Below are 22,317 nucleotides of genomic sequence, written 5' to 3'. Positions count from 1 at the left end.
GGGTCGCAAGCAACGACCTCTAACCTGGATGTGATGACCCGACCTGCGCAGCCGGTGCTGACGGCTCGATCTGACCGATCCGAAGGCAGCTTCGCTGCCGGTCGCGACGTGGTCGTCGGCAGCGACCTGCGCGCCGACCTGCGGGTGGCGCACCCGTTGATCGCCCGCGCGCACGTGTTGCTGCGCTTCGAACAGGGCCGGTGGCGCGCGGTCGACAACAATTCCCTGAACGGGGTGTACCTGGACGGCCAGCGGGTGCCGGTCGTCGACATCCACGACGGCCAGACGATCAACATCGGCAAGCCCGACGGGCCACGGATCACCTTCGAAGTGGGTCAGCACACCGGCACCGTCGGCCTGCTTCCGCCGACCACGACGTCGATTCCGCTCATCGCGGCGCCGCCCGGCGCATCGTCGCCGGTGCGGGCACAACCCACCGGCCCGAGGCCCGTGACGGCCCCGCCCGGGCCACCGAGTCGGCCGTCGCGCCCCTTCCCACCCAAGGGCGCCCAGCGCAGGTTCGCCAACCCGCCGGACGCCGCGACCCGTGGCGTGCCGCAGTCGGGCCCGCACCCGGGCGCCCTGAACCCGTCCTCCCGGTCCGGCCGCAGCGGCGCCGTCGGCGAATTTCGCACCACCCGGGTCAGCGTCCCGGGACCGGAATCCGACCGCCGGCCGGCGCCCGGACGCGCCGTCTCGATCGGGCGCGCGCTCAACAACGACATCGTCGTGCACGACGTGCTGGCCTCGCGCCATCACGCCTTCTTGACGCCGACGCCGACCGGCGCCGAGATCCGCGACGCGAACAGCAGCAACGGCACCTTCGTCAACGGTGTCAGGGTGGGATCCGCGGTGCTGGCCGACGGCGACGTGGTGACGATCGGCAACGTCGACCTGGTGTTCCACGGCGGCGTGCTGGTGCGCCGCCAGGAGGCGGCGACTCGGGCCGGCGGCCTGGAGGTGCGCGAGGTCAACTTCGACATCGACGGCAAGCACCTGCTGGAACGGATCTCACTGGTTGCCCGCCCCGGCACCCTGACCGCACTGATTGGCGGGTCGGGCGCGGGCAAGACCACGCTGTCGCGGCTGATCGCCGGCTATGCCACGCCCTCGTCGGGCTCGGTCACCTTCGAGGGCCACGACATCCACACCGACTACGCCTCGCTGCGCACCAGGATCGGGATGGTCCCCCAGGACGACGTCGTGCACCGTCAGCTCACGGTCAGCCAGGCGCTCGGCTACGCCGCCGAACTGCGCCTGCCGCCCGACACCAGCAAGGCCGACCGCGAGCAGGTCGTCGCCGAAGTGCTCGACGAGCTGGGATTGACCGAGCATGCGAACACCCGGGTGGACAAGCTCTCCGGGGGGCAGCGCAAACGCGCCTCGGTGGCGCTGGAACTGCTGACCGGGCCGTCGCTGCTGATCCTGGACGAGCCGACCTCCGGACTGGACCCGGCGCTGGATCTGCAGGTCATGACGATGTTGCGGCAACTCGCCGACGCCGGGCGCGTGGTGCTGGTGGTGACCCACTCGCTCACCTACCTCGATGTCTGTGACCAGGTGCTGCTGATGGCGCCCGGCGGCAAGACGGCGTTCCTCGGTCCGCCCGCCGAGATCGGTGCGGCGATGGGGACTACCAACTGGGCGCACATCTTCGCCAAGGTGGGCGCCGACCCGGACGAGGCCAATCGCCGCTTCCTGGCCCAGAACAAACCCCCGCCCCCGGCGCGGACCGAGGCGCCGGCCGACCTCGGCGTCCCGGCGCAGACCAGCAAGCGGCGCCAGTTCTCCACCATCGCACGCCGCCAGGTCCGCTTGGTGGTCTCCGACCACGCGTACTTTCTGTTCCTGGCGATATTGCCGTTCGTGATGGGCGCGCTGTCGCTGACGGTCCCTGGCACCGTCGGATTCGGCTACGCCGATCCGGCCGGTGAGTCGGCCGGCGAAGCCGGGATGATCTTGACGCTGCTCACCATGGCCGCCGCGTTCATGGGGACCGCGCTGACCATCCGCGACCTCATCGGCGAGCGGCCGATCTTCCGGCGTGAACAGGCGGTCGGCCTGTCCAGCACGGCCTACCTGCTGGCCAAGGTCGCGGTGTTCTGCACGTTCGCCGTCATCCAGGCGGCCATCGCCACGGCCATCGTGGTCGTGGGCAAGGGGCCGCCCACGCGACCGGCGGTGCTGCTCGGCAATGCGACCCTGGAGCTGTTCGTCGGAGTGGCGGCGACGTGTGTGGCGTCGGCGATGCTGGGCCTGCTGCTCTCGGCGCTGGCGCGCACCGGCGAACAGATCATGCCGCTGCTGGTGGTGTCGCTGATGTTGCAGATGGTGCTCTCCGGCGGCATGGTGCCGGTCACCCACCGGTTCTTCCTCGACCAGCTGTCCTGGCTGGTGCCCTCGCGGTGGGGCTACGCGGCGCAGGGGTCGACGGTCGACCTGTGGACGGTGTCGCCGGGCCCGCAGAGCCCCAGGGACAGCCATTTCGAGCACACGTCGGCGGCCTGGCTGTTCGACATGGGCATGCTCGCGGTGCTCACCGTGGCCTACGCCGCGTTGGTGCGGTGGCGCATCCGGCTCACCCGCTGAGCGATCAGTCGCCGCTGTCCAGCCGAAGCCCGTACGCCAGCGCGAAGGCCACCGCCTGGTCGACGTCCACGCGGGCGCCGGCCAGCGAGGCGCTCGTCCACGACGTCGAGTCCACGACGGCGCCGCGCAGATCGGCGTCGTCCAGCCGGGCGCCGGTGGTCCGGGCGCCGCGCAGGTCCGCCCCACGCAGCACGGCCTTGCGCAGGTCGGCCTCCACCAGACTGGTCTCGCGCAGCCGGCAGCCGCTCAGGTCGACGCCACGAAGGTCGATGCCACCGAGGACTGCGAGCGTGAAGTCCACCTCGTCGAAGGTGATCGGCCGCAGCCGGCACTGCACGAACACCGACCCCAGCATCGAGCACTGCGAAAAGGTGCTGTGCCACAACGACGTCCGCCGGAATGTGCAGTTGCGGAAGGCCGAACCGCGGTGTTGCGACTCGGCCAGGTTGGCGCCGCTGAAATTGCATTCGGTGAACACGACCCGCTCGGTCTGCAGCCGGCTGAGATCGTCGTCGGTGAAGTCGTGACCCTCGAATTCGCGGTCGGCCCAGCGTGCGGTCTGGGCGGTCAATTGGTCGACAGGCTGGCCAGGGCGTATTCGCTGACCGCGATCAAGGCGTCGGTCGCCGACCGGCGATCCCTGGCGTCGACCGTGATCACCGGAATGTGCGGCGGCAAGGTCAGCGCCTCGCGCACCTCGGCCACCGGGTAGCGGGGGGCGCCGTCGAACTCGTTCACCGCGACGAGAAACGGCAGGTTGCGATGCTCGAAGAAGTCGACCGCGGCGAAGCTGTCGGCCAGGCGGCGGCAGTCGACCAGCACCACCGCGCCGATCGCGCCGCGCACCAGGTCGTCCCACATGAACCAGAAGCGGCGCTGCCCGGGAGTGCCGAACAGGTAGAGCACCAGGTCTTCGGCCAGTGTGATCCGGCCGAAGTCCATCGCGACGGTGGTGGTCTGCTTGTCCGGGGTGGCCTCGAGCATGTCGACGCCGGCCGAGGCGTCGGTGACCATCGCCTCGGTGCGCAGCGGCATGATTTCGGACACCGCCCCGACGAAGGTGGTCTTGCCTGCTCCGAATCCGCCGGCGATCACAATCTTCGTCGACGCGTGAACGCCGGAGTCGGGCTGCACGTCAGAGTGCGCGTAAGCCACGCAGTGTCCTTCCTATCAAGTCGTGGCGCTCATCTCTGGTCGAACGCTCGGACAACGTCTGGTGCACTCGAAGGTAGCCGGACAACACCAGATCCCCGACCAGGACGCGCGCGACACCGAGCGGCAAGTCCAGCCGGGCTGAGATTTCGGCGACCGACGGGCTGTCGACGCACAGTTGGATAATTCTGCCTCGCGCATCGTTGGGCGGCCACCGGTGGCTCAGACCGGCCTGCAGCGTCTGAATCGGCGCTTCCACCGGTAGGTCGACGTTGGTGTCGGTCCGCCCGGACGTCAGGGTGTACGGGCGGACCAGGTTCCCCTTACGGTGTGCCGGCCAGGTCTCGGGGGTATCCATCGCGGCTCACTGGTGCTGCTGCACGGCCGACCGGCGGGTCGACTGCACCACGCCGCCAACCCGTTCGACGAGGACGGCCATCTCGTAGCCGATCTGACCGATGTCGCACGACGCCGCAGCGAGCGTCGCCAGATGCGAGCCGTCTCCGACGCGCATCAACAACAGGTAGCCGTTTTGCATCTCGACGACCGACTGCAGCACCTGGCCACCCTCGAAAAGCTGCGCCGCGCCGGTGGCCAGGCTGGCCAGCCCGGAGGCGACCGCGGCTAACTGATCGGCGCGTTCCCGCGGGAGATGCTCGCTCGCGGCGATAGGCAGCCCATCGACGGAGACCAGCAGCGCATGCGCGACGCCGGGGACTTCACGGGCGAACCTGGTCACCAGCCAGTCCAGGGAGTTGTCGGGTGACGTCATTGTTGGTCGGATCCTTGATTGGTATCACGGGCATGCGATCGTCCGGTACGCACGCCACCGAAATGGCTACTGAACGAGGCGCGAACCGCCTCGGGGTCCCGGGCTAACGGTCCGGTGGCCGCGTGCTGCGGCTCCCGGTGCGATCCGGATGTGCCGTTGAGACCCCGCTCCGCGTCGGCGGGCTCGTCCTGCTCGGCCAGACCGCCGGCGCCACCGGGTACCAGCCGCGCTCCGGGGGTGCGCACCGGCAGTCCGTGGTCGGTGGTGTGCGCCTCGACCGGCTTCTCGTCGGCCGCGGCCGCCAGCGTCCAACCGCGGTCCCAGACCGACTGCCAGTCCAGGTCGGGGCTGTTGACCAGGTCGTACGGATCGCCGAGCATCTCCGAGAGCATCCGGCGGTAGATGACGTCGTCGTGGGCCGGATTCGCCGCGGCTTTGGGGGCGGCCGGAATGGACGCGATCGGGTCCGGGGCCGCCTCTCGGGACCGGGCGGCGAAGAAGGCCGAGGTGTCCGATGCCGCGCGCGCCGGGGCCGGTTTGACTTCTGGTTTCGGCGCCGGCGCCGGCGCCGGCTTGGGTGCGCTCTCCCACCACGGGGTCGCCAGCTCACGGCGCCGGCGGCGGGGTAGCTGTTCGGCGGGCGGGGCGGGAACTTCGGTGATACCGCTGGAACCCGGGTTGCGCCGCGGCAGCAAGGTGACCTGCGGCCCGGAGGCGTCCGGAGCGTTGCGCGCTGCCGGCTCCAGTGTGCCGTCCCGGCGCCCGTCCTCGTCGTCGGCCGCAGGCCCGGCGATCGCACTGGCGAGCTTGGCGCTCGGCGAGGAGACGGCGCGGATGTGCCGGGGAACGGTCGACTCGGCGGTGCCGGACGGGCCGGCGAGCACCGTCGGCGGCAGGTAGACCTCGGCGGTAGTTCCCGAACCCGCCTCGTTGGCGGCCGGGCCGCGCAGCCCCACCCGGATGCCGTGCCGGCCCGCGATCCGGCCGACCACGAAAAGCCCCATGTGCCGGGCGTTGTCGGGGCTGACGTCGCCGCCGGCCTGCAGCCGCATGTTGGCCATCCGCCGGTCGGTGTCGTTCATGCCCAGACCGGAGTCGGCGATTCGCACCACCACTCCCCCGTCGCTGCCGCGCGACGCCGAGATCCGGGCGGAGGTGGTCGGCGGCGAGTAGCGCAGGGCGTTGTCGGTCAGCTCGGCGAACAGGTGAATGGCACCACCGGCGGCCGAGCCGATCAGCGAGCACTCGGGCAGCCCGGCGATTTCGACGCGGCGGTAGTCCTCGACCTCGGACACCGCGGCGTTGATCACCGTCGCCAGCGGCACCGGGTCGCGCTGGTCGCGGGCGAGCTGCGAACCGGCGAGCACCAGCAGATTGGCGCTGTTGCGGCGCAGCCGCGCCGCCAGGTGGTCCAGCCGGAACAGGCTGTCCAGCCGGTCGGGATTCTCTTCGTTGCGCTCCAGCCGGTCAATGAGCGCCAGCTGCTGATCGACCAGCGAGCGGCTGCGCCGCGACATGGTCTCGAACATGTCGTTGACCAGCAGCCGCAGCCGCGCCTCGTCGCCGGCCAGCAGCAGCGCCTGGGTATGCAATTCGTCGACCGCGTGGGCGACCTGGCCGATCTCCTCGGTGGTGTACACCGGCAGCGGGCTCGGAATCGGCTCCGGCCCACCGGCTTTCACCAGTGCGATCTCCTCTTCGAGATCGGTGTGGGCGACCTTGAGCGCGCCGTCGCGCAAGATGCGCAGCGGCCGCACCAGGGCGCGCGCCACCAGCAGCACGACGCCGATCGCGATCACGATGGCGGCCAGCACCAGTACGGCGTCCAGGATCGCGGCCGAGCGGCGCTCGGCGGCCTGGGCGTGCACCGACTTGGTCACCGACGCGGTGGTGTTCTTGATGACCTGATCGGCGATGTCGTCGGTGGTCTGGATGGAACGCAGCAGGTCGGGGTTTTCGACGAGCACACTGCCCGGATCGGACATGATCGCCATCCGGCCGACCATCTGCTGTTGCAGTGTCTTGGCCTCGGGTGATCCGGCGCCGAGTACTTCGCTCATGCCGAACAGCGTCGACGGCTCGGTACCCGCCAGGGTGGTCATCGAGGTCCGCAGTTGCGGCTCGGGAAGTTCGGCTCCCCGGGTGATCAGGATTTTCTGCATCGTCATCTGCCCGCGGGCCCCGACCGCTCGGCTCAGGCCCTGCGCCTGGGCGCGGATCTGCTCGTTGTCGACCCGCACCGATGCGTTGATGACGTCTTCGGCCGTCAGCAGGATCGGCGCGTAGAGCGTCACCCGCTCCCGCAAACCGAGGCTAGTGTCGGCAGCCTTGTTGACCAGCATCTGACCGCCGTCGAGCAGGTTGTTGACTCCTGATCGCACATCGTCGTTGACGTCGGTGTCTTCCAGCCTGGTCTGCAATTCGCCCTTGCGCGCCTCGTAGTTCTTCTTTGCGCCCTCGACATCATGTCCGGTGGAGCTGGCCAGCAGGGCTACATCTAACGCCGACATGTACTTGGTGATCACCGGCACGACGTCGGCCCGGGTGGCGGCCAATCGCAAACCCGCCGCGTTGGTCATCGCGCCGTGGATTCGCAGCACCCCGAAAACCGTCGCCAAAACCAGCGGGACCAGCGCAATCGCCAGCACTTTCCAGCGGACCGACCAGTTGCTCAGCGACCAGGTCGGTGGGCGTTTGGCCGGCGCAGCGGCGGCGCCGACGGCCGGGGCCGGCTCTGGGACATCCGCCTCGGCCGGGTTGGCCGGGCGGGCGAACATGGTCATGTCATCGCGGCCGGACGACCGGCCGCTGCGCTGACGCTGAGCGCTGAAAGGTACGAGAGGCTCATGGAACTTCCTGCTTTATTTCGCCCGCCTCGCGCCAGATAGGCGTGTGCGTGTAGGTGTGGCAATCCGACGAGTATGACAGCCCGCGGCGCAGGCCACCAGAATCGCTACTGAGCAGACAGGTCCCTCCAAGGTGGCGCGACGTCCGCTCGGCCACCCCTGGCAAACTCCTGCGTGCCCAGTCTAGGCGGGACGAAGCAGCGCGACGAGGAAGTCGGAGTCGTCGGTGAACGGGCGCAGATCCCAGGTGGACAACAGCAGATCGGGCGCGAAACCCGCGTCGACGGCGTCGTTGAGAAAGACGTCGAACTCGTAGTCGCGGCCGGCCCCGAAGCCGATCGCCGCCCGGCCGTCGTCAGCGACGTGGGCACGCAGCCGGCTCAGCACCTGGATCCGGGTGCTGGGGGCCAAAAACGCCATCACGTTGCCGGCGGACACGATGACGTCGAACGGTTCGGCGATGCCGCGCGCCGGCAGATCCAGCTCGGCGAGGTCGCCGACCAGCCAGCGTGGACCGGGGTAATCGTGCCCGGCCGCGTCGATCAGCGCCGGGTCGACGTCCACACCGACCACCCGGTGTCCCACGGTGGCCAGATACCCGCCCAGCCGGCCCGGCCCGCACCCGGCGTCGAGGATGTGGGCGCCGCGCGGCGCCATGGCGTCCACGAAGCGGGCCTCGCCGGCCAAGTCGTCACCGGCACGGGCCATGGCGCGGAATCGCTCGATATACCAATCCGAATGCCCCGGATCGGCAGCGACCTTCTGCATCCAGATGCTCTGCTCGACCATGCGACCATTATCGGCGTTGTGTTCAAGCTGATGTTTCTGACGCCGCGGATCCCGCCCAACACCGGCAATGCCATCCGGACGGCGGCGGCGACGGGCTGCGAATTGCATCTGGTCGAGCCGATGGGGTTCGACCTGTCCGAACCCAAGCTGCGCCGGGCCGGGCTGGACTACCACGACCTCGCCTCGGTCACTGTGCACGCTTCGCTGGCGGCGGCCTGGGCCGCGCTGTCACCCGAGCGGGTGTTCGCGTTCACCTCGCACGCGCCCACCTCGTTCGCCGACGTGCGCTACCGCGCCGGTGACGTGTTGATGTTCGGGCCCGAACCCACCGGGCTGGACGCCGCGACGCTGGCCGACCCGCACATCACCGGGCAGGTCCGCATCCCGATGCTGGCGGGCCGGCGCTCGCTGAACCTGTCCAACGCCGCGGCGGTCGCCGTCTACGAGGCCTGGCGGCAACACGGCTACGCCGGGGCCGGGGCCACCTGACTCACCAGCTGTTCCAGTGCGTGAGGGTTTCGGCGGGCAGCCGCTTGGCCGGCTTGAAGTCGGTGCCCTTGGTGTAGGCGATCGGGAACAGCCCGCCCTGGCTGTACTTGTCGTACGGGATGCCCAGCACGTCGGCGACCTGCTTCTCGCCGTCACCGAGCAGGTGCAGTGTCGTCCAGCAAGACCCCAATCCGCGCGACCGCAGCGCCAGACAGAAGCTCCAGACCGCCGGGAACAGCGACGCCCAGAACGACACACCACCCATGGGTTGCTTGTCCTCCCGGCCGAGGATGCAGGGGATCAACAGCACCGGCGCCTCGTGCATGTGCTCGGCGAGATACGTTGCGGAATCCCTGACCTTGTCCATCCGCTCACCACGGGTGTCGCCCTCGGCGTAGTCGGGTGCGGGCGAGGCGAGGTAGCCCCGGGCATTTTTCAGGTAGACGTCGCCGATGGCCTTCTTCTTCTCGGCGTCCTCGACGAACACCCACTGCCAGCCCTGTGCGTTCGAGCCGGTGGGCGCCTGCAGTGCCAGTTCCAGGCATTCCATCAGTACGTCACGGCCCACCGGCTTGTCGAAGTCGAGACGCTTGCGGACCGAGCGGGTGGTGGTGAGGAGTTCGTCGACAGACAGATTGAGAGTCATGCAAGCGAGCCTAGGAGGTACCCGCAGCCTCACTGGTCGTGGTCGGTCGATGTGGAGAGCGTCCGCCACGCGTCGATGTCGGCCTTCAGGTCTTCGATCTTGGCCTCCACCGCGGCGACGCAGTCGGTGCCCAGCAGCAGATGCACCGGCGGCTCGGCGGCCGAAGCGATGTCGACGATGGCCGCGGCCGCCTTGATCGGGTCGCCGGGCTGGGCATGGTTGACGTCGGCGGCGTGGGCGCGCGTCGCCCCGGCGGTGGATTCATAGTCGGCAATGACGTTCTCTTCGGTGCCGAGGCTGGACGCGTCGAGGAAATCGGTGCGGAAGTAGCCGGGTTCGACGATGGTGACCCAGATGCCCAGCGGCCGTAGCTCCTTGGCCAGCGCCTCGCTGAAGCCTTCCATCGCGAACTTGGTCGAGCAGTAGATGCCCCACCCCGGCGACCCGAGCAGCCCGCCAACCGAACTGATGTTGATGATGTGGCCGGAGCGCTGACGACGCATGATCGGCAGTACAGCCCGCTGCATGGTCAGGGTGCCGAACACGTTGACCTCGTAGACGGCGCGGACCGAGGCGTCGGACGCTTCCTCGACGGCGCCGAGAAGGCCGCGGCCAGCGTTGTTCACCAGCACGTCGATCCGGCCGAACGCGTCGACCGCCGACCGAACTGCCTGTGCGGCCTGGTCGGCGTCGGTGACGTCGAGGTCGATTGCGAGCAGAGCGTCACCGGCATCGGGAAGCGCAGTGTGGATCTGCTTGGCACGCCGGGCGGTCGCCACCACCCGATCACCCTGAGCCAGGATCTTGCGAGCGATCTCGAGTCCGAATCCGCGCGAAGCTCCGGTGAGGAACCAGACTTTGGAATTCGCGGCGGTCTCAGACACTCTGCCCTCCTGAAGTTGGAATGTCATGACTATCTCGTACTAGCGAAAGTCACGCGACTTCGAGCCGACCGCCAGGGTGATGCGGCCCAGCCGCTCGGCGACGACGGTGATGGCGCCGCTGGCGTTTTGGACCTGCCCACGCACCAGCAGCGCCGGTGCCGAGTTCGCCAGCTTGCGATGCCGCGCCCACACCCCCGGCGTGCAGAGCACGTTGACCATCCCGGTCTCGTCCTCGAGGTTGATGAACGTGACCCCCTGCGCCGTGCCGGGGCGTTGCCGGTGGGTCACCGCGCCGGCGATCAGCACCCGGTCGCCGTCGGGCACCGATCCGAGCTTCTCGGCCGGCACCACCCCCATCGCGTCCAGATCGGCCCGCAGGAACTGCGTCGGGTAGCTGTCCGGGGAGACGCCGGTGGCCCACACATCGGCGGCGGCCAACTCCAGCTCACTCATCCCGGGCAACGCGGGGATGTGCGAGGACGATCCCACCCCGGGCAGCCGGTCCGGCCGTTGGGTGGCCGCCGCCCCGGCCGCCCACAACCCCTCGCGCCGCGACATGCCGAAGCAGCCCAGCGCCCCCGCCGTCGCCAGCGCCTCGGTCTGCGGCACCGAGAGCTGCAGCCGGGTCGTCAGATCCAGCAGAGAAGCGAACGGGCCGTTGGTTTTTCGCTCCTCGACAAGTTGTTCGGCCAGATCGTCACCGATATGGCGGACGGCACCCAGCCCCAGCCGCACCTCGGTGCCGGCGTTCTCGAGTGTCGCGTGCGCCAGGCTGGCGTTGACGTCCGGACCGTGCACCGTCACACCGTGCCGGCGCGCATCGGCCACCAGCGACTGCGGCGAGTAGAACCCCATCGGCTGGGCGCGCAGCAGCGCCGCGCAGAACACCGCCGGGTGGTGCAGCTTGAACCACGACGAGTAGAACACCAGCGACGCAAAGCTCAGCGCATGGCTTTCGGGGAAGCCGAAATTCGCGAAGGCTTCCAGCTTTTCGTAAGTGCGGTCGATCACCTCGTCGTCGGCGCCGTGTAGCGTGCGCATGCCCTCATAGAACCGGCCGCGCAGCCGTCGCATGCGTTCGGTCGAGCGCTTGGATCCCATGGCGCGGCGCAACTGATCGGCCTCGGCCGCGCTGAATCCGGCGCAGTCGACCGCGAGCTGCATCAGCTGCTCCTGAAAGAGCGGGACTCCCAACGTCTTTCGCAGCGCCGACGCCATGGACGGGTGGTCGTAGACTACCGGGTCCAGGCCGTTGCGCCGCCGGATGTAGGGGTGCACCGACCCGCCCTGGATGGGGCCGGGACGGATCAGGGCGACCTCCACCACCAGGTCGTAGAACACCCGCGGCTTCAGCCGCGGCAGGGTGGCCATCTGCGCGCGCGACTCCACCTGGAACACGCCGACGGAATCGGCGCGGGCCAGCATCTCGTACACCGCCGGCTCGGAGAGGTCGAGGCGGGCCAGGTCGACTTCGATCCCCTTGTGCTCGGCCACCAGGTCGATGGCATAGTGCAGTGCCGAGAGCATCCCCAGTCCGAGCAGATCGAACTTCACCAAACCGATTGCCGCACAGTCGTCTTTGTCCCACTGCAGGACGCTGCGATTCTCCATCCGTGCCCACTCCACCGGGCACACGTCGGCGATCGGCCGATCGCAGATCACCATGCCACCGGAATGAATGCCCATGTGCCGCGGCAGGTTGCGGATCTGGTTGGCCAGATCGACCACCGGTTCGGGAATGCCCTCGACGTCGGGCGAGTCGGCCAACCCGTTCCAGTGGTTGATCTGCTTGCTCCACGCGTCCTGCTGGCCCTGCGAGAAGCCCAGCGCGCGGGCCATGTCGCGCACCGCGATCTTTCCCCGGTAGGTGATGACGTTGGCGACCTGGGCGGCGTAGTCACGGCCGTATTTGTCGTAGACATACTGGATGACCTTTTCGCGCTGATCGGACTCGATGTCCATGTCGATGTCGGGCGGCCCGTCGCGGGCCGGCGACAGAAAGCGCTCGAACAGCAGCTCGTTGGCCACCGGGTCGACGGCGGTGACGCCGAGGGCGTAACAGACCGCGGAGTTGGCCGCCGATCCCCTGCCCTGGCACAGGATGTTGTTGTCCCGACAGAACCGGGCGATGTCGTGCACCACCAGGAAATATCCCGGAAAAGTCAGGTGCGCAATGACTTTCAGCTCTCGTTCGATTTGTGCGTAGGCGCGCGGTGCGCGCTCGGCCGACCCGTAGCGCTCGCGCGCCCCGGCCATGGTCAACTGCCGCAGCCAGCTGTCCTCGGTGTGCCCGGGGGGCACCTCGAACGGCGGCAGCTGCGGCGCGATGAGCGCCAGCCCGAACGCGCACTGCTCGCCCAGCTCGGCGGCCGCGGTCACCACGTCAGGGCCCCCAAAAGGCACATGTGCGAACAGCCGGGCCATCTCCGCGCCGGAGCGCAGGTGCGAACCGCCCAGCGGGGCCAGCCACCCGGCGGCCGCATCCAGGGACTGCCGGGCCCGGATGGCGCCCATCGCCATGGCCAGCCGGCGCCGTGACGGCCCGGCGAAATGCGCGCCGGTGGTGGCGACGACGCCCACCCCGAAGCGCGGGGCCAGCGCGGCCAGCACGGCGTTGCGTTCGTCGTCGAGCGGCTGACCATGATGGGTCAGCTCGATGCTGACCCGCTGCGCGCCGAACCGGTCCACCAGCTCGGCCAGCGCCCGCTCCGCCGCCGTTGGGCCGCCCTCAGAAAGTGCTTGTCGCACATGCCCTTTGCGACAGCCGGTCAGGATGTGCCAGTGCCCGCCGGCGGCCTCGGTCAGCGCGTCGAAGTCGTACCGGGGCTTGCCCTTCTCGCCGCCGGCCAGATGCGCCGCGGCCAGTTGCCGCGACAACCGCCGATACCCCTCGGCCCCGCGGGCCAGCACCAGCAAGTGCGGGCCGGGCGGATCCGGCTGCTCGGTGCGCGCCCCCGGGCCGAGCGACAGTTCGGCACCGAACACGGTGCGCACGTCGAGTTCGGCCGCCGCTTCGGCGAACCGCACCGCCCCGTACAGGCCGTCGTGGTCGGTGAGGGCCAGGGCGCGCAGATCCAGCCGCGCCGCCTCCTCGACCAACTCCTCCGGTGTGCTCGCCCCGTCCAGGAAACTGAACGCCGAATGCGCGTGCAGTTCGGCATAAGCGACCGACGAGCGGGACGGCCGGGTGTCGCCGGGCGGCTGGTACGTCCCACGTCTGCGCGACAACGGGGCGTCCTCAGGGGGCTCCGCCGGCGCGCCGGCATGGCGCGGCTTGCCGTCGAGCACCCGCTCCATTTCCGCCCAACTCGGCGGCCCGTTAAACCAGCCCACCCGGTCGAGTATATCGAACTGATGTTCGATTTAACCGAGGACCAGTACAACCGTTGTTAAACCGATCTTCAACTCCTAAACAAGGTCTTAACGCTGCGGGTACTACCGCAGATGGCGCGCTGCACAGACACTGGTACGAGTTCAAAAAGCGGACTACGGCGGGGGCCGGCATGGCACAGACACTGGACACGGCATTTCTCAAAGCCCACGATCCGGATCAGCATGCCAGCCTGGCCATCGGTGCGGTTGCCATCGTCGACGGCGCCGCACCCGACTATCAGCGGCTCAAAAGCCTTCTGGCAGAGCGTATCCGGCCGATCGCGCGATGCACGCAGTTGCTCCGGGCGCACCCGCTGAGCCAGGAATGGATCGATTGCCCGGACTTCGACCTGGCCCATCATCTGCGCCGGGTGGCCATCCCCCGCCCCGGCGACGAGGCCGAGCTGTCCCGGGCCATCGCCTACGCCCTGGAACGACCGCTGGATCTGGACCGCCCGCCGTGGGAGTGCTGGGTCATCGAAGGTCTGCAGGGCAACCGCTGGGCGATCTTGATGAAGACCCACCACGGCCTGCTCGACGGCAACTCGGCGGCCCGCCTGATCACCAGGCTTTGCGACGACGCCGACGCCGACACCTTCGCCAACGGCGTTGCGGGCAAGCAGGTTTCGCCACCACCGGTCGACAAACCGGGCTGGGTTGATGCGCTGTGGCGGGCATCGTCGATCGCCGGCAACCTCACCGGCGCCGTGGTCGGGGCGATGTGGCCGGCGCTGCGCACCGACACCGCCGCCACGTTGCGGCGCTACAGCACGGTGCGAGTCCCGATCGCGGACGTCGACAGCGTCTGCCGCAAGTTCGGCGTCAGCGCCAACGACGTCGCGCTCGCCGCCATCACCGAGGGATTTCGCACCGCCCTGCTCGGTCGCGGCGAGGAACCGCGAGCCAACTCGCTGCGCACCCTGGTACCGATGCCGGTCCGCTCGGCCATGCTCTCGCACCTGCCCGTCGAACACGACGACCCGGTGCGCCGGTTGCTGACGGTGCACACCAGATGGAAGACCAAGCAGATCGCGCAGCCAATCGGCATCGTGGAGTCGGCGATCGGCCTGCTGCCAACGGTGTTGCGCAGCAACGTCTTACAACTGCTCTCCCGGCTGCCCCAGCGTGCCATCGTGACCCTGGCCACCAACGCCCCCGGGCCGCGCCGCAGGCTGCAGGTGATGGGCCAGACGATGGAACGGCTGCTGCCGATCCCGCCGACCGCGATGGCGCTGCACACCGGCGTCGCGGTACTGAGCTACGGCGATGAACTGGTCTTCGGGATCACCGCCGAACACGGCGACGCGTTCGACGTCAAGCAACTGGCCGCCGGCATCGAGCTGGGCATGGCACGACTGGTGGCACTCGGCGACGACTCGGTGCTGCTGTTCTCCGGCCGGCGCAAGCGTTCCGCGCGTCCGGTGGGGCGCCCGGTACCGCCGACGCATCCGTCGGCGCCGGGGCACGCGCGTCACTGACCCGGCCTCGGGGCAACCGACCACCATGAGAAGGTTGGTTCATGGGCAAGTTGGGGCCGGTCATCATCGACCCACGCCGCCATGACGCGGTGCTGTTCGACACCGACACCGCGCTCGACTCAGCACTGGTGACACAACTGCGGGACACCGGGGTGGGCACCGCCGTGATTTCAGCGGACGGGCCCGTGTCGGCGGCCGGCCGTCTGCAGGTGCGCCCCGGCCGCTGCGTGGTGGTCGCCGCGGATGACGCGGGCGTGCAGGCCGCCCGCGCCGCCGGGTTCGCGTTGGTGATCGGTGTCGACCCGGCCGGCCAGGACACCGCGGTGCGCGGCGCCGGTGCCGACGCGGTGGTCGACGGCCTGCGCGACATCACCGTGCGCACCGGGGACCGCCGGATGTCGCAACTGCCCGATGCGTCGCAGGCCTTGGCCGACGGGCTGGCCGCGCGGCGACCGGCGGTGTTCTTCGACTTCGACGGCACGCTCTCGGACATCGTCGACGACCCGGACTCGGCGCGGCCCGTCGCCGGAGCCACCCAGGCGCTGGAAAAGCTGGCCGAACAGTGCCCGGTCGCGGTATTGTCCGGCCGCGACCTCGCCGACGTGTCGAAACGCGTTGGCGTACCGGGCATCTGGTATGCGGGCAGCCACGGTTTCGAGCTGACCGCGCCCGACGGAACCCACCACCAGAACGACGAGGCGGCCGCGGTCATCCCGCTGCTCGAGCAGGCCGCCGGCCGGCTGGGTGACCAGCTCGGTGAGATTCCCGGTGTCGTGGTGGAACACAAGCGATTCGGGGTTGCCGTGCACTACCGCAATGCCGAGCGCGACCGCGTCGGCGAGGTGCTGGCGGCGGTGCGCGCCGCAGGCCGGCGCGATGGGCTTCGGGTGACCACCGGCCGCGAGGTCATCGAGCTGCGCCCAGACCTGGACTGGGACAAAGGCAAGACGCTGCGCTGGGTGATCGATCACCTGCATCAGGCAGGCTCGGGTTCACTGACGCCGGTCTACCTCGGCGACGACATCACCGACGAGGACGCGTTCGACGCGGTGCGTGCCGATGGCGTGCCGATCCTGGTGCGGCACAGCGACGACGGCGACCGCGCCACCGCGGCGCTGTTCGCGCTCGACAATCCCGCCCGGGCCGCCGAATTCACCGACCGGCTGGCGGATCAGCTGGCGGGCCATCAGGGTTAGGCGTATTCCACCGCACCGTCGTCGAGCACCACCCGGGAGCCGGAACCCTCGGCGCCGGAAGCTTCCGTGCGGAACACCGCCTTGCCCGGCTCGGTGCGCCAGATCAAGGTAGTCAGTGTCTCGCCGGGAAACACCGGCGAGCTGAACCGCGAATCGATCGAGGTGATGTTGGCCGCGACGCCCTTGCCGAGTTCGGCGACCAGCGCCCGGCCCGCTACCCCGTAGCTGCACAGCCCGTGCAGGATCGGCTTGGGGAACCCGGCCAGCTCCCTGGCGAACCACGGGTCGCTGTGCAGCGGGTTGCGGTCACCGGAGAGCCGGTAGATCAGCGCCTGGTCCTCGCGGGTGGGCAGCGCGATCCGGGCGTCGGGCTCGCGGTCCGGAAATTCCGGAGCGATGGGGCGCTGACCCGGCTGCCCGCCGAAACCGCCCGCGCCCCGGACGACAAAGGTGGTCGACGTCTCGGCGATCAGGGCGCCCGAATCCGGGTCGGTGCCGCGGCCGCGCAGCATCACGACGGCGTTCTTGCCCTCACCCTTGTCCTGAATGTCGGTGACCTCGGTGACTACCGACAGCTTGCCCGCGGGTGGCAGCGGCGCGTGCAGCCGGATCCCCTGCGAACCGTGTAACAGCATGGCCCAGTTGAAGTCTCCGATCTTGCCGGCCGCCCCGAACGCCGGGCAGCAGATCACCGCGTAGGTGGGCAACACCTGCTGGTCGATCCCGTGGCTGTTCTCGGTGGTGAAGGACAGATCGTCGATCCCGGCTCCGACACCGAGCGCGTAGAGCAGCGTGTCCCGGTCGGTCCATTCGAACAGCATGGGTTCGGTGACCGCGCCGACGGCACTCGGATCAATCGCCATGGAAGTCTCCTGATCGTTGAGTAGGGATCTCGGTCCACTCTGGCACGCGCTGAAATACCACCTGCCCAAGGCCCTCTGCCCCGGTGCCGCGGTAACAAACCATCGCAAACCCTTCCCACCGGAGCCGTCGGCAAGGCAGGCTAATCGACATGCCCAAGCGCAGCATCATCCGGAAAGCCGCGGTGGCGCTCGCCGCGCTCACCGCCACGGTCCTCGTCGCCGGCTGTAGTGGCGGCTCACCGCAGGCGCGATCCATCACGGTGACGTTCATCCGGCACGCCCAGTCCGAGGCCAACGCCAGCGGCACCATCGACACCGACGTGCCGGGCCCGGGCCTGAGCCCGGAGGGCAAGGGACAGGCCGAGCAGATCGCGCATCAACTCGGCCGCAAGGGCTATGACAGCGTCTACGCGTCCACCATGACCCGGGCGCAGCAAACCGCTGCTCCGCTGGCCGCCGAACTCGGCAAGCAGGTGCAGGTTGTGCCCGGCATTCAGGAGATCAACGCCGGCTGGTTCAACGGCAAACCCGAGTCGATGGCGAAGTCGACGTACCTGGTGGCGCCGATGAACTGGCTCAACGGCGACGTGGCGAACAGCATCCCCGGCTCGGTCAGCGGTAAAGAGTTCAACGACCAGTTCACCGCGGCCGTCAACAAGATCTACAACAGCGGCCATCACAACCCGGTGGTGTTCTCGCACGCGAACTCGATCATGGTGTGGACGCTGATGAATGCCCAGAACGCCAAGGACAGCCTGATGAGCAGCCACCCGTTACCCAACACGGGCCGGGTGGTGATCAGCGGGAACCCGATGACGGGCTGGACGCTGGTGGACTGGGACGGGATCCGCGACTTCCACAACTAGATCGAGCAGTTGACGGGCGGGGCTGCCGCCGCCACCATGTCTTCATGCGGTATGTCGTTACCGGCGGTACCGGGTTTATTGGTCGCCGTGTCGTCTCTCGTCTGTTGGAGTCGCGGCCGGATGCGCAGGTCTGGGTGCTGGTGCGACGGCCGTCGCTGGGCCGCTTCGAACGGCTCGCGGAACACTGGGGTGGGCGGGCAAAACCTCTGGTCGCCGAGCTGCCGGAGCTGGAGCTGAGCGACGGGGTGCTCGCCGAGTTGGGCCAGATCGATCACGTGGTGCACTGCGCGGCGATCTACGACATCACCGCTGGTGAGCCCGAGCAGCGGGCCAGCAACGTCGAGGGCACTCGCGCGGTGATCGCGCTGGCGCAGCGGCTGGGGGCGACGCTGCACCATGTGTCGTCGATCGCCGTGGCGGGCGATTTCGCCGGCGAATACACCGAGGACGATTTCGACGTCGGCCAGCAACTGCCGACCCCGTATCACCAGACCAAGTTCGAAGCCGAGTTGCTGGTGCGCTCGGCGCCCGGCCTGCGTCACCGCATCTATCGGCCGGCGGTGGTGGTGGGCGATTCACGTACCGGCGAGATGGACAAGGTGGACGGGCCGTACTACTTCTTCGGCGTACTGGCCAAGTTGGCGGTGTTGCCGTCGCTGACCCCGATGCTGTTGCCCGACACCGGTCGCACCAACATCGTCCCGGTCGACTACGTCGTCGACGCGCTGGTCGCGTTGATGCACGCCGACGGCCGCGACGGACAGACGTTCCACCTGACCGCCGAAAAAACCATCGGCTTGCGCGGCATCTACCGCGGAGTGGCCAAGGCGGCCGGGCTGCCGCCGCTGCGCGGGTCACTACCCCGTTCGGTGGCCGCCCCGGTGCTCAAGGTGCGGGGGCGCGCCCGGGTGGTGCGCAACATGGCGGCCACCCAGCTCGGCATTCCCGCGCAAGTGTTCGACGTCGTGGACCTGGCCCCCACCTTCGTCAACGAGAAGACGCGAAATGCCTTGCAGGGCACCGGCATCAGTGTTCCGGAGTTCGCCGGCTACGCACCCAGGCTGTGGCGGTACTGGGCCGAGCACCTCGATCCGGATCGCGCGCGACGCGATGATCCGCGCGGACCGTTGCAGGGCCGGCACGTGATCATTACCGGCGCGTCCAGCGGCATCGGCCGGGCGGCGGCCATCGCGATCGCCGAGCGGGGCGCAATCGTGTTCGCGCTGGCCCGCAACGGCGCGGCGCTGGACCAGTTGGTTGCCGAGATCCGCGCCAATGGTGGTGCGGCGCATGCCTTTACCTGCGATGTCACCGATTCCGCGTCGGTGGAACACACCGTCAAAGACATCTTGGGACGCTTCGACCACGTCGATTACCTGGTGAACAACGCCGGCCGGTCCATCCGCCGCTCGGTGGTCAACTCCACCGACCGGCTGCATGACTATGAACGGGTGATGGCGGTCAACTACTTCGGTGCGGTGCGGATGGTGCTGGCGCTGCTCCCCCATTGGCGCGAGCGCCAGTTCGGGCACATCGTCAACGTGTCGAGCGCCGGCGTGCAGGCACGCAACCCCAAGTACAGCTCCTACCTGCCGAGCAAGGCCGCGCTGGACGCCTTCTCCGACGTGGTGGGTTCGGAGGTGCTGTCCGACCACATCACCTTCACCAACATCCACATGCCGCTGGTGCGCACCCCGATGATCGTGCCGTCGCACCGGCTCAACCCGGTGCCGGCGATCAGCCCCGAACGCGCGGCGGCGATGGTGGTGCGCGCCCTGGTGGAAAAACCGGCCCGCATCGACACCCCGCTGGGCACGCTGGCCGAGGCCGGCAATTACTTCGCCCCGCGGACCTCGCGCCGAGTTCTGCATCAGCTCTATCTCGGCTACCCCGATTCGGCCGCGGCGCGCGGGGTAATCGCCGAACCGGCGCGGGCGCCCACCCCGCCGACCGCGCGGCGCAAGCCCAGCCGGCCGGTGCGGGCCGTCACCCGCGGCATCCGGACACCCCGGCCGGTCAAGCGGCTGGTGCGCCTGGTGCCCGGCGTGCACTGGTGATCACTTATGCAGGTCCCCTCGAGGCGCTCTGACGTCGTTGGCATCGTGACGACCTTGTCGGCGGTATCTTGGAGACAATGAACTCGCCCGTTTTCGTCGACGTCGATACCGGCGTGGATGATGCGCTGGCGCTGATGTACCTGTTCGCCAGCCCGGACGCGGAAGTGGTCGGCATCGCCTCGACCGGGGGAAACGTTGGGGTGGAACAGGTTTGCGAAAACAATCTGGGCCTGCTGCAGCTGTGCCGGGTCGGCGAGATACCGGTGTCCAAGGGGTCGCCCCAGACCCTGACCGGCCCGATGCGGCTGCCGTCAAAAGTCCACGGCCCCAGGGGATTGGGCTATGCCGACCTGCCGCCGGCCGGGCAGCGGCTCACCGACTATGACTCGGCGAGCGCCTGGGTGCATGCCGCGCGCGCCCATTCCGGTGAGCTGATCGGCGTGGCGACCGGGCCGTTGACCAATCTGGCACTGGCGCTGCGCGCGGAGCCCGAGCTGCCGGCGCTGCTGAAACGGCTGGTGATCATGGGCGGTTCCTACGACCACCGGGGTAACACCACCGCGGTGGCGGAGTGGAACATCAGCGTCGATCCCGAGGCGGCAGCCGAGGTGTTGGCCGCCTGGGGTTCCGAAAACGTTGAGCAACAGCGTCTTCCGATCCTATGCGGCCTGGACTTGACCCGCAAGGTCGCGATGACACCGGAGCACCTCGCTCGGCTGGCGGCCACCGCCGAGTCGACGACGACGCAGCTGGGCGCGGACGACGAACGCGGAACCCGATCGGCGGCGTCCAATCCGCTGATCCGGGTGATCGAGGACGCGATGCGGTTCTACCTGGAGGCGTATCACGAACTCGGCCATGGATACCAGGCGCACCTGCATGATCCACTGGCCGCCGCGGTCGCGCTGGATCCCGAGCTGATCACGACGCGTCCGGCCACGGTGGACATCGAGCTGACCGGAACCCTGACCCGCGCCATGACGGTGACCGACTGGTCGAATCGTCGAGAACCCAACGCGCTCATCGGGATTGATGTGGATGCGGAGGAATTCTTCGACCGGTTCATCGAACGAGTGGGCACCTTTGCACGCCAATTAAGTGTTGTCCGATGAATATTCGTGCCATCGAGCTGGTCCGGGCGGGGTGGGGTGCCGTGCTGCTGGCCGCCCCCGCCGAGGTGCTCGACCAATATCCACGGCATGCGCGTCGACCGCGCTCGGCCTGGCCGTAGTCGACCGGCGCCGGGCTCGCGGCGGGGCGACCGACGCCCTCGTCGCGGCGTCCTGGGCGGCTTGGGCTGGCGTCACCTGCGCGCCGGACAAGCCAGGACCGACGGCCTCCGGCGCCGCGACCGGCTGGCCCGCGCGGTGGTGGGCTCCCTGCCCGGTGGCCGTGGTCTGATGGCGCGGGCACAGGCGGTGCGCGCCGGATAACGCCCGGTCGGCGGGCGGTACCGGTAAAAAGCGGTGCCGCATACCACGGGGACGATGGTGGGTTGTGTTTTCATGGTTGGCAGCGGGGTCGACCTCAAGCGTTAGCGGCTCTGATCAAATGGAAGGTTTTGTGGGTCATGACCGAGCTGGTTACCGGGAAAACGCTGCCGAATGTGGTCGTCACTGGCGTCGCCATGACGACCGCGCTGGCAACCGATGCCGACACCACCTGGAAGCTGCTGCTGGACAAACAAAGTGGTATCCGCAAGCTCGAGGATTCGTTCGTCGAGGAGTTTGACCTGCCGGTGCGCATCGGCGGGCATCTGCTGGAGGACTTCGACGGCGGCCTGACGCGTGCCGAACGCCACCGGATGGGCTACCTGCAGCGAATGTCAGCCGTGTTGAGCCGGCGGGTCTGGGAGAACGCCGGTTCCCCCGAGGTCGACCCCAATCGGCTGATGGTGTCCATCGGTACCGGACTGGGGTCCGCCGAACAGATCGTGTTCAGTTATGACGATCTGCGTGCCCGCGGCATCGCGGGGGTCTCGCCGCTGGCGGTGTCCAAGTACATGCCCGACGGCGCGGCCGTCGCAGTGGCCCTGGAGCGGCACGCCAAGGCCGGGGTGATCACCCCGGTGTCGGCGTGCGCGTCGGGCTCCGAGGGTGTGGCGCAGGCCTGGCGCAACATCGTGTTCGGCGAGGCCGACATCGCCATCTGCGGCGGCGTCGAGGTAAGGATCGAGGCGGTCGCGATTGCGGCGTTTGCCCAGATGCGCATCGTGATGTCCACCAAGAACGACGACCCCGCGGGTGCCTGCCGCCCGTTCGACCGCGACCGCACCGGCTTCGTGTTCGGCGAGGCCGGCGCACTGATGGTGATCGAAA

The 22,317-nt window shown here is 68.9% G+C and carries 19 protein-coding genes; 9 read left to right on the top strand and 10 right to left on the bottom strand.

Going from position 1 to position 22,317, the window contains the following annotated elements; genetic code table 11:
* Positions 1-33: 33 nt before the first annotated feature.
* Complete coding sequence (locus tag A5625_RS19640; RefSeq protein WP_066997684.1) at positions 34-2,589, top strand: ATP-binding cassette domain-containing protein; 2,556 nt, start codon at positions 34-36, stop codon at positions 2,587-2,589.
* A gap of 4 nt (positions 2,590-2,593) precedes the next feature.
* On the opposite strand, the gene A5625_RS19635 is transcribed toward A5625_RS19640, so the two are convergent.
* From A5625_RS19635 to A5625_RS19610, 6 genes are all read right to left on the bottom strand, one after another.
* The gene (locus A5625_RS19635; RefSeq protein WP_066997681.1) at positions 2,594-3,160 is read right to left on the bottom strand and encodes a pentapeptide repeat-containing protein; all 567 of its coding nucleotides are present in this window, start codon (positions 3,158-3,160) and stop codon (positions 2,594-2,596) included.
* The gene (locus tag A5625_RS19630; protein WP_197516161.1) at positions 3,157-3,723 is read right to left on the bottom strand and encodes an ATP/GTP-binding protein; all 567 of its coding nucleotides are present in this window, start codon (positions 3,721-3,723) and stop codon (positions 3,157-3,159) included. The genes A5625_RS19635 and A5625_RS19630 overlap by 4 nt, the downstream gene beginning before the upstream one ends.
* 1 nt (position 3,724) lies before the next feature.
* Positions 3,725-4,099, bottom strand: coding sequence for a DUF742 domain-containing protein (locus A5625_RS19625; RefSeq protein ID WP_066997674.1), 375 nt, complete (start codon positions 4,097-4,099; stop codon positions 3,725-3,727).
* 6 nt (positions 4,100-4,105) lie between these two features.
* Complete coding sequence (locus tag A5625_RS19620) at positions 4,106-4,513, bottom strand: serine protease inhibitor (RefSeq protein ID WP_066997671.1); 408 nt, start codon at positions 4,511-4,513, stop codon at positions 4,106-4,108.
* Positions 4,510-7,296 (bottom strand): ATP-binding protein, encoded by a 2,787-nt coding sequence (locus A5625_RS19615; protein ID WP_066997668.1) that lies wholly within the window; start codon positions 7,294-7,296, stop codon positions 4,510-4,512. Before A5625_RS19615 ends, A5625_RS19620 begins: the two co-directional genes overlap by 4 nt.
* Positions 7,297-7,542: 246 nt before the next feature.
* Positions 7,543-8,148: a bifunctional 2-polyprenyl-6-hydroxyphenol methylase/3-demethylubiquinol 3-O-methyltransferase UbiG gene (locus A5625_RS19610; protein ID WP_066997665.1), complete on the bottom strand. Its 606-nt coding sequence runs from the start codon at positions 8,146-8,148 to the stop codon at positions 7,543-7,545.
* Positions 8,149-8,166: 18 nt separating this feature from the next.
* Here A5625_RS19610 and A5625_RS19605 point away from each other — a divergent pair, with 18 nt between their 5' ends.
* A complete protein-coding gene (locus A5625_RS19605; protein WP_066997718.1) occupies positions 8,167-8,637 on the top strand; it encodes a tRNA (cytidine(34)-2'-O)-methyltransferase in 471 nt (156 codons plus the stop codon).
* Position 8,638: 1 nt separating this feature from the next.
* Here A5625_RS19605 and A5625_RS19600 read toward each other — a convergent pair whose 3' ends face one another.
* Genes A5625_RS19600 through A5625_RS19590 form a run of 3 tightly spaced genes read right to left on the bottom strand, consistent with a single transcriptional unit; the run spans position 8,639 to position 13,500 of the window.
* A complete protein-coding gene (locus A5625_RS19600) occupies positions 8,639-9,283 on the bottom strand; it encodes a nitroreductase family protein (protein ID WP_066997662.1) in 645 nt (214 codons plus the stop codon).
* Between the two features lie 29 nt (positions 9,284-9,312).
* The gene (locus tag A5625_RS19595) at positions 9,313-10,167 is read right to left on the bottom strand and encodes an oxidoreductase (protein WP_232003762.1); all 855 of its coding nucleotides are present in this window, start codon (positions 10,165-10,167) and stop codon (positions 9,313-9,315) included.
* Between the two features lie 39 nt (positions 10,168-10,206).
* The gene (locus A5625_RS19590) at positions 10,207-13,500 is read right to left on the bottom strand and encodes an error-prone DNA polymerase (RefSeq protein WP_066997656.1); all 3,294 of its coding nucleotides are present in this window, start codon (positions 13,498-13,500) and stop codon (positions 10,207-10,209) included.
* 170 nt (positions 13,501-13,670) lie between these two features.
* Between A5625_RS19590 and A5625_RS19585 the strand changes: the two genes are divergently transcribed.
* Together A5625_RS19585 and otsB are read left to right on the top strand one after the other, a co-directional pair.
* Positions 13,671-15,017 carry a wax ester/triacylglycerol synthase domain-containing protein gene (locus A5625_RS19585; RefSeq protein ID WP_066997653.1) on the top strand — a complete coding sequence of 449 codons (1,347 nt, stop codon included), beginning with the start codon at positions 13,671-13,673 and terminating at the stop codon, positions 15,015-15,017.
* A gap of 41 nt (positions 15,018-15,058) precedes the next feature.
* Positions 15,059-16,213, top strand: coding sequence for a trehalose-phosphatase (otsB, locus tag A5625_RS19580; protein ID WP_066997650.1), 1,155 nt, complete (start codon positions 15,059-15,061; stop codon positions 16,211-16,213).
* Here otsB and A5625_RS19575 read toward each other — a convergent pair.
* On the bottom strand, positions 16,210-17,076 hold the full coding sequence (locus tag A5625_RS19575) for a MaoC family dehydratase (protein ID WP_066997647.1): 867 nt from the start codon (positions 17,074-17,076) through the stop codon (positions 16,210-16,212). The genes otsB and A5625_RS19575 overlap by 4 nt on opposite strands.
* A gap of 149 nt (positions 17,077-17,225) precedes the next feature.
* Here A5625_RS19575 and A5625_RS19570 point away from each other — a divergent pair, with 149 nt between their 5' ends.
* The 5 genes from A5625_RS19570 to A5625_RS19550 all read left to right on the top strand — a co-directional run.
* On the top strand, positions 17,226-17,942 hold the full coding sequence (locus tag A5625_RS19570; RefSeq protein ID WP_066997644.1) for a histidine phosphatase family protein: 717 nt from the start codon (positions 17,226-17,228) through the stop codon (positions 17,940-17,942).
* A 44-nt stretch (positions 17,943-17,986) separates the two neighbouring features.
* Positions 17,987-19,999, top strand: coding sequence for an SDR family oxidoreductase (locus A5625_RS19565; protein WP_066997641.1), 2,013 nt, complete (start codon positions 17,987-17,989; stop codon positions 19,997-19,999).
* 77 nt (positions 20,000-20,076) lie between these two features.
* Entirely contained in the window at positions 20,077-21,111 is a 1,035-nt protein-coding gene (locus A5625_RS19560) for a nucleoside hydrolase (protein ID WP_066997637.1), read from the top strand.
* Entirely contained in the window at positions 21,108-21,230 is a 123-nt protein-coding gene (locus tag A5625_RS30490; protein ID WP_255397997.1) for a hypothetical protein, read from the top strand. The genes A5625_RS19560 and A5625_RS30490 overlap by 4 nt, the downstream gene beginning before the upstream one ends.
* Before the next feature lie 339 nt (positions 21,231-21,569).
* On the top strand, positions 21,570-22,317 hold a 748-nt coding region (locus A5625_RS19550), incomplete at its 3' end, for a beta-ketoacyl synthase N-terminal-like domain-containing protein (protein ID WP_304441897.1).

Origin of the sequence: Mycobacterium sp. 1465703.0 (assembly GCF_001672975.1) — a bacterium.
Lineage (GTDB): Bacteria > Actinomycetota > Actinomycetes > Mycobacteriales > Mycobacteriaceae > Mycobacterium.
Note: the sequence above shows the minus strand (reverse complement) of the source record. Positions and strands in the feature narration are given on the sequence as shown.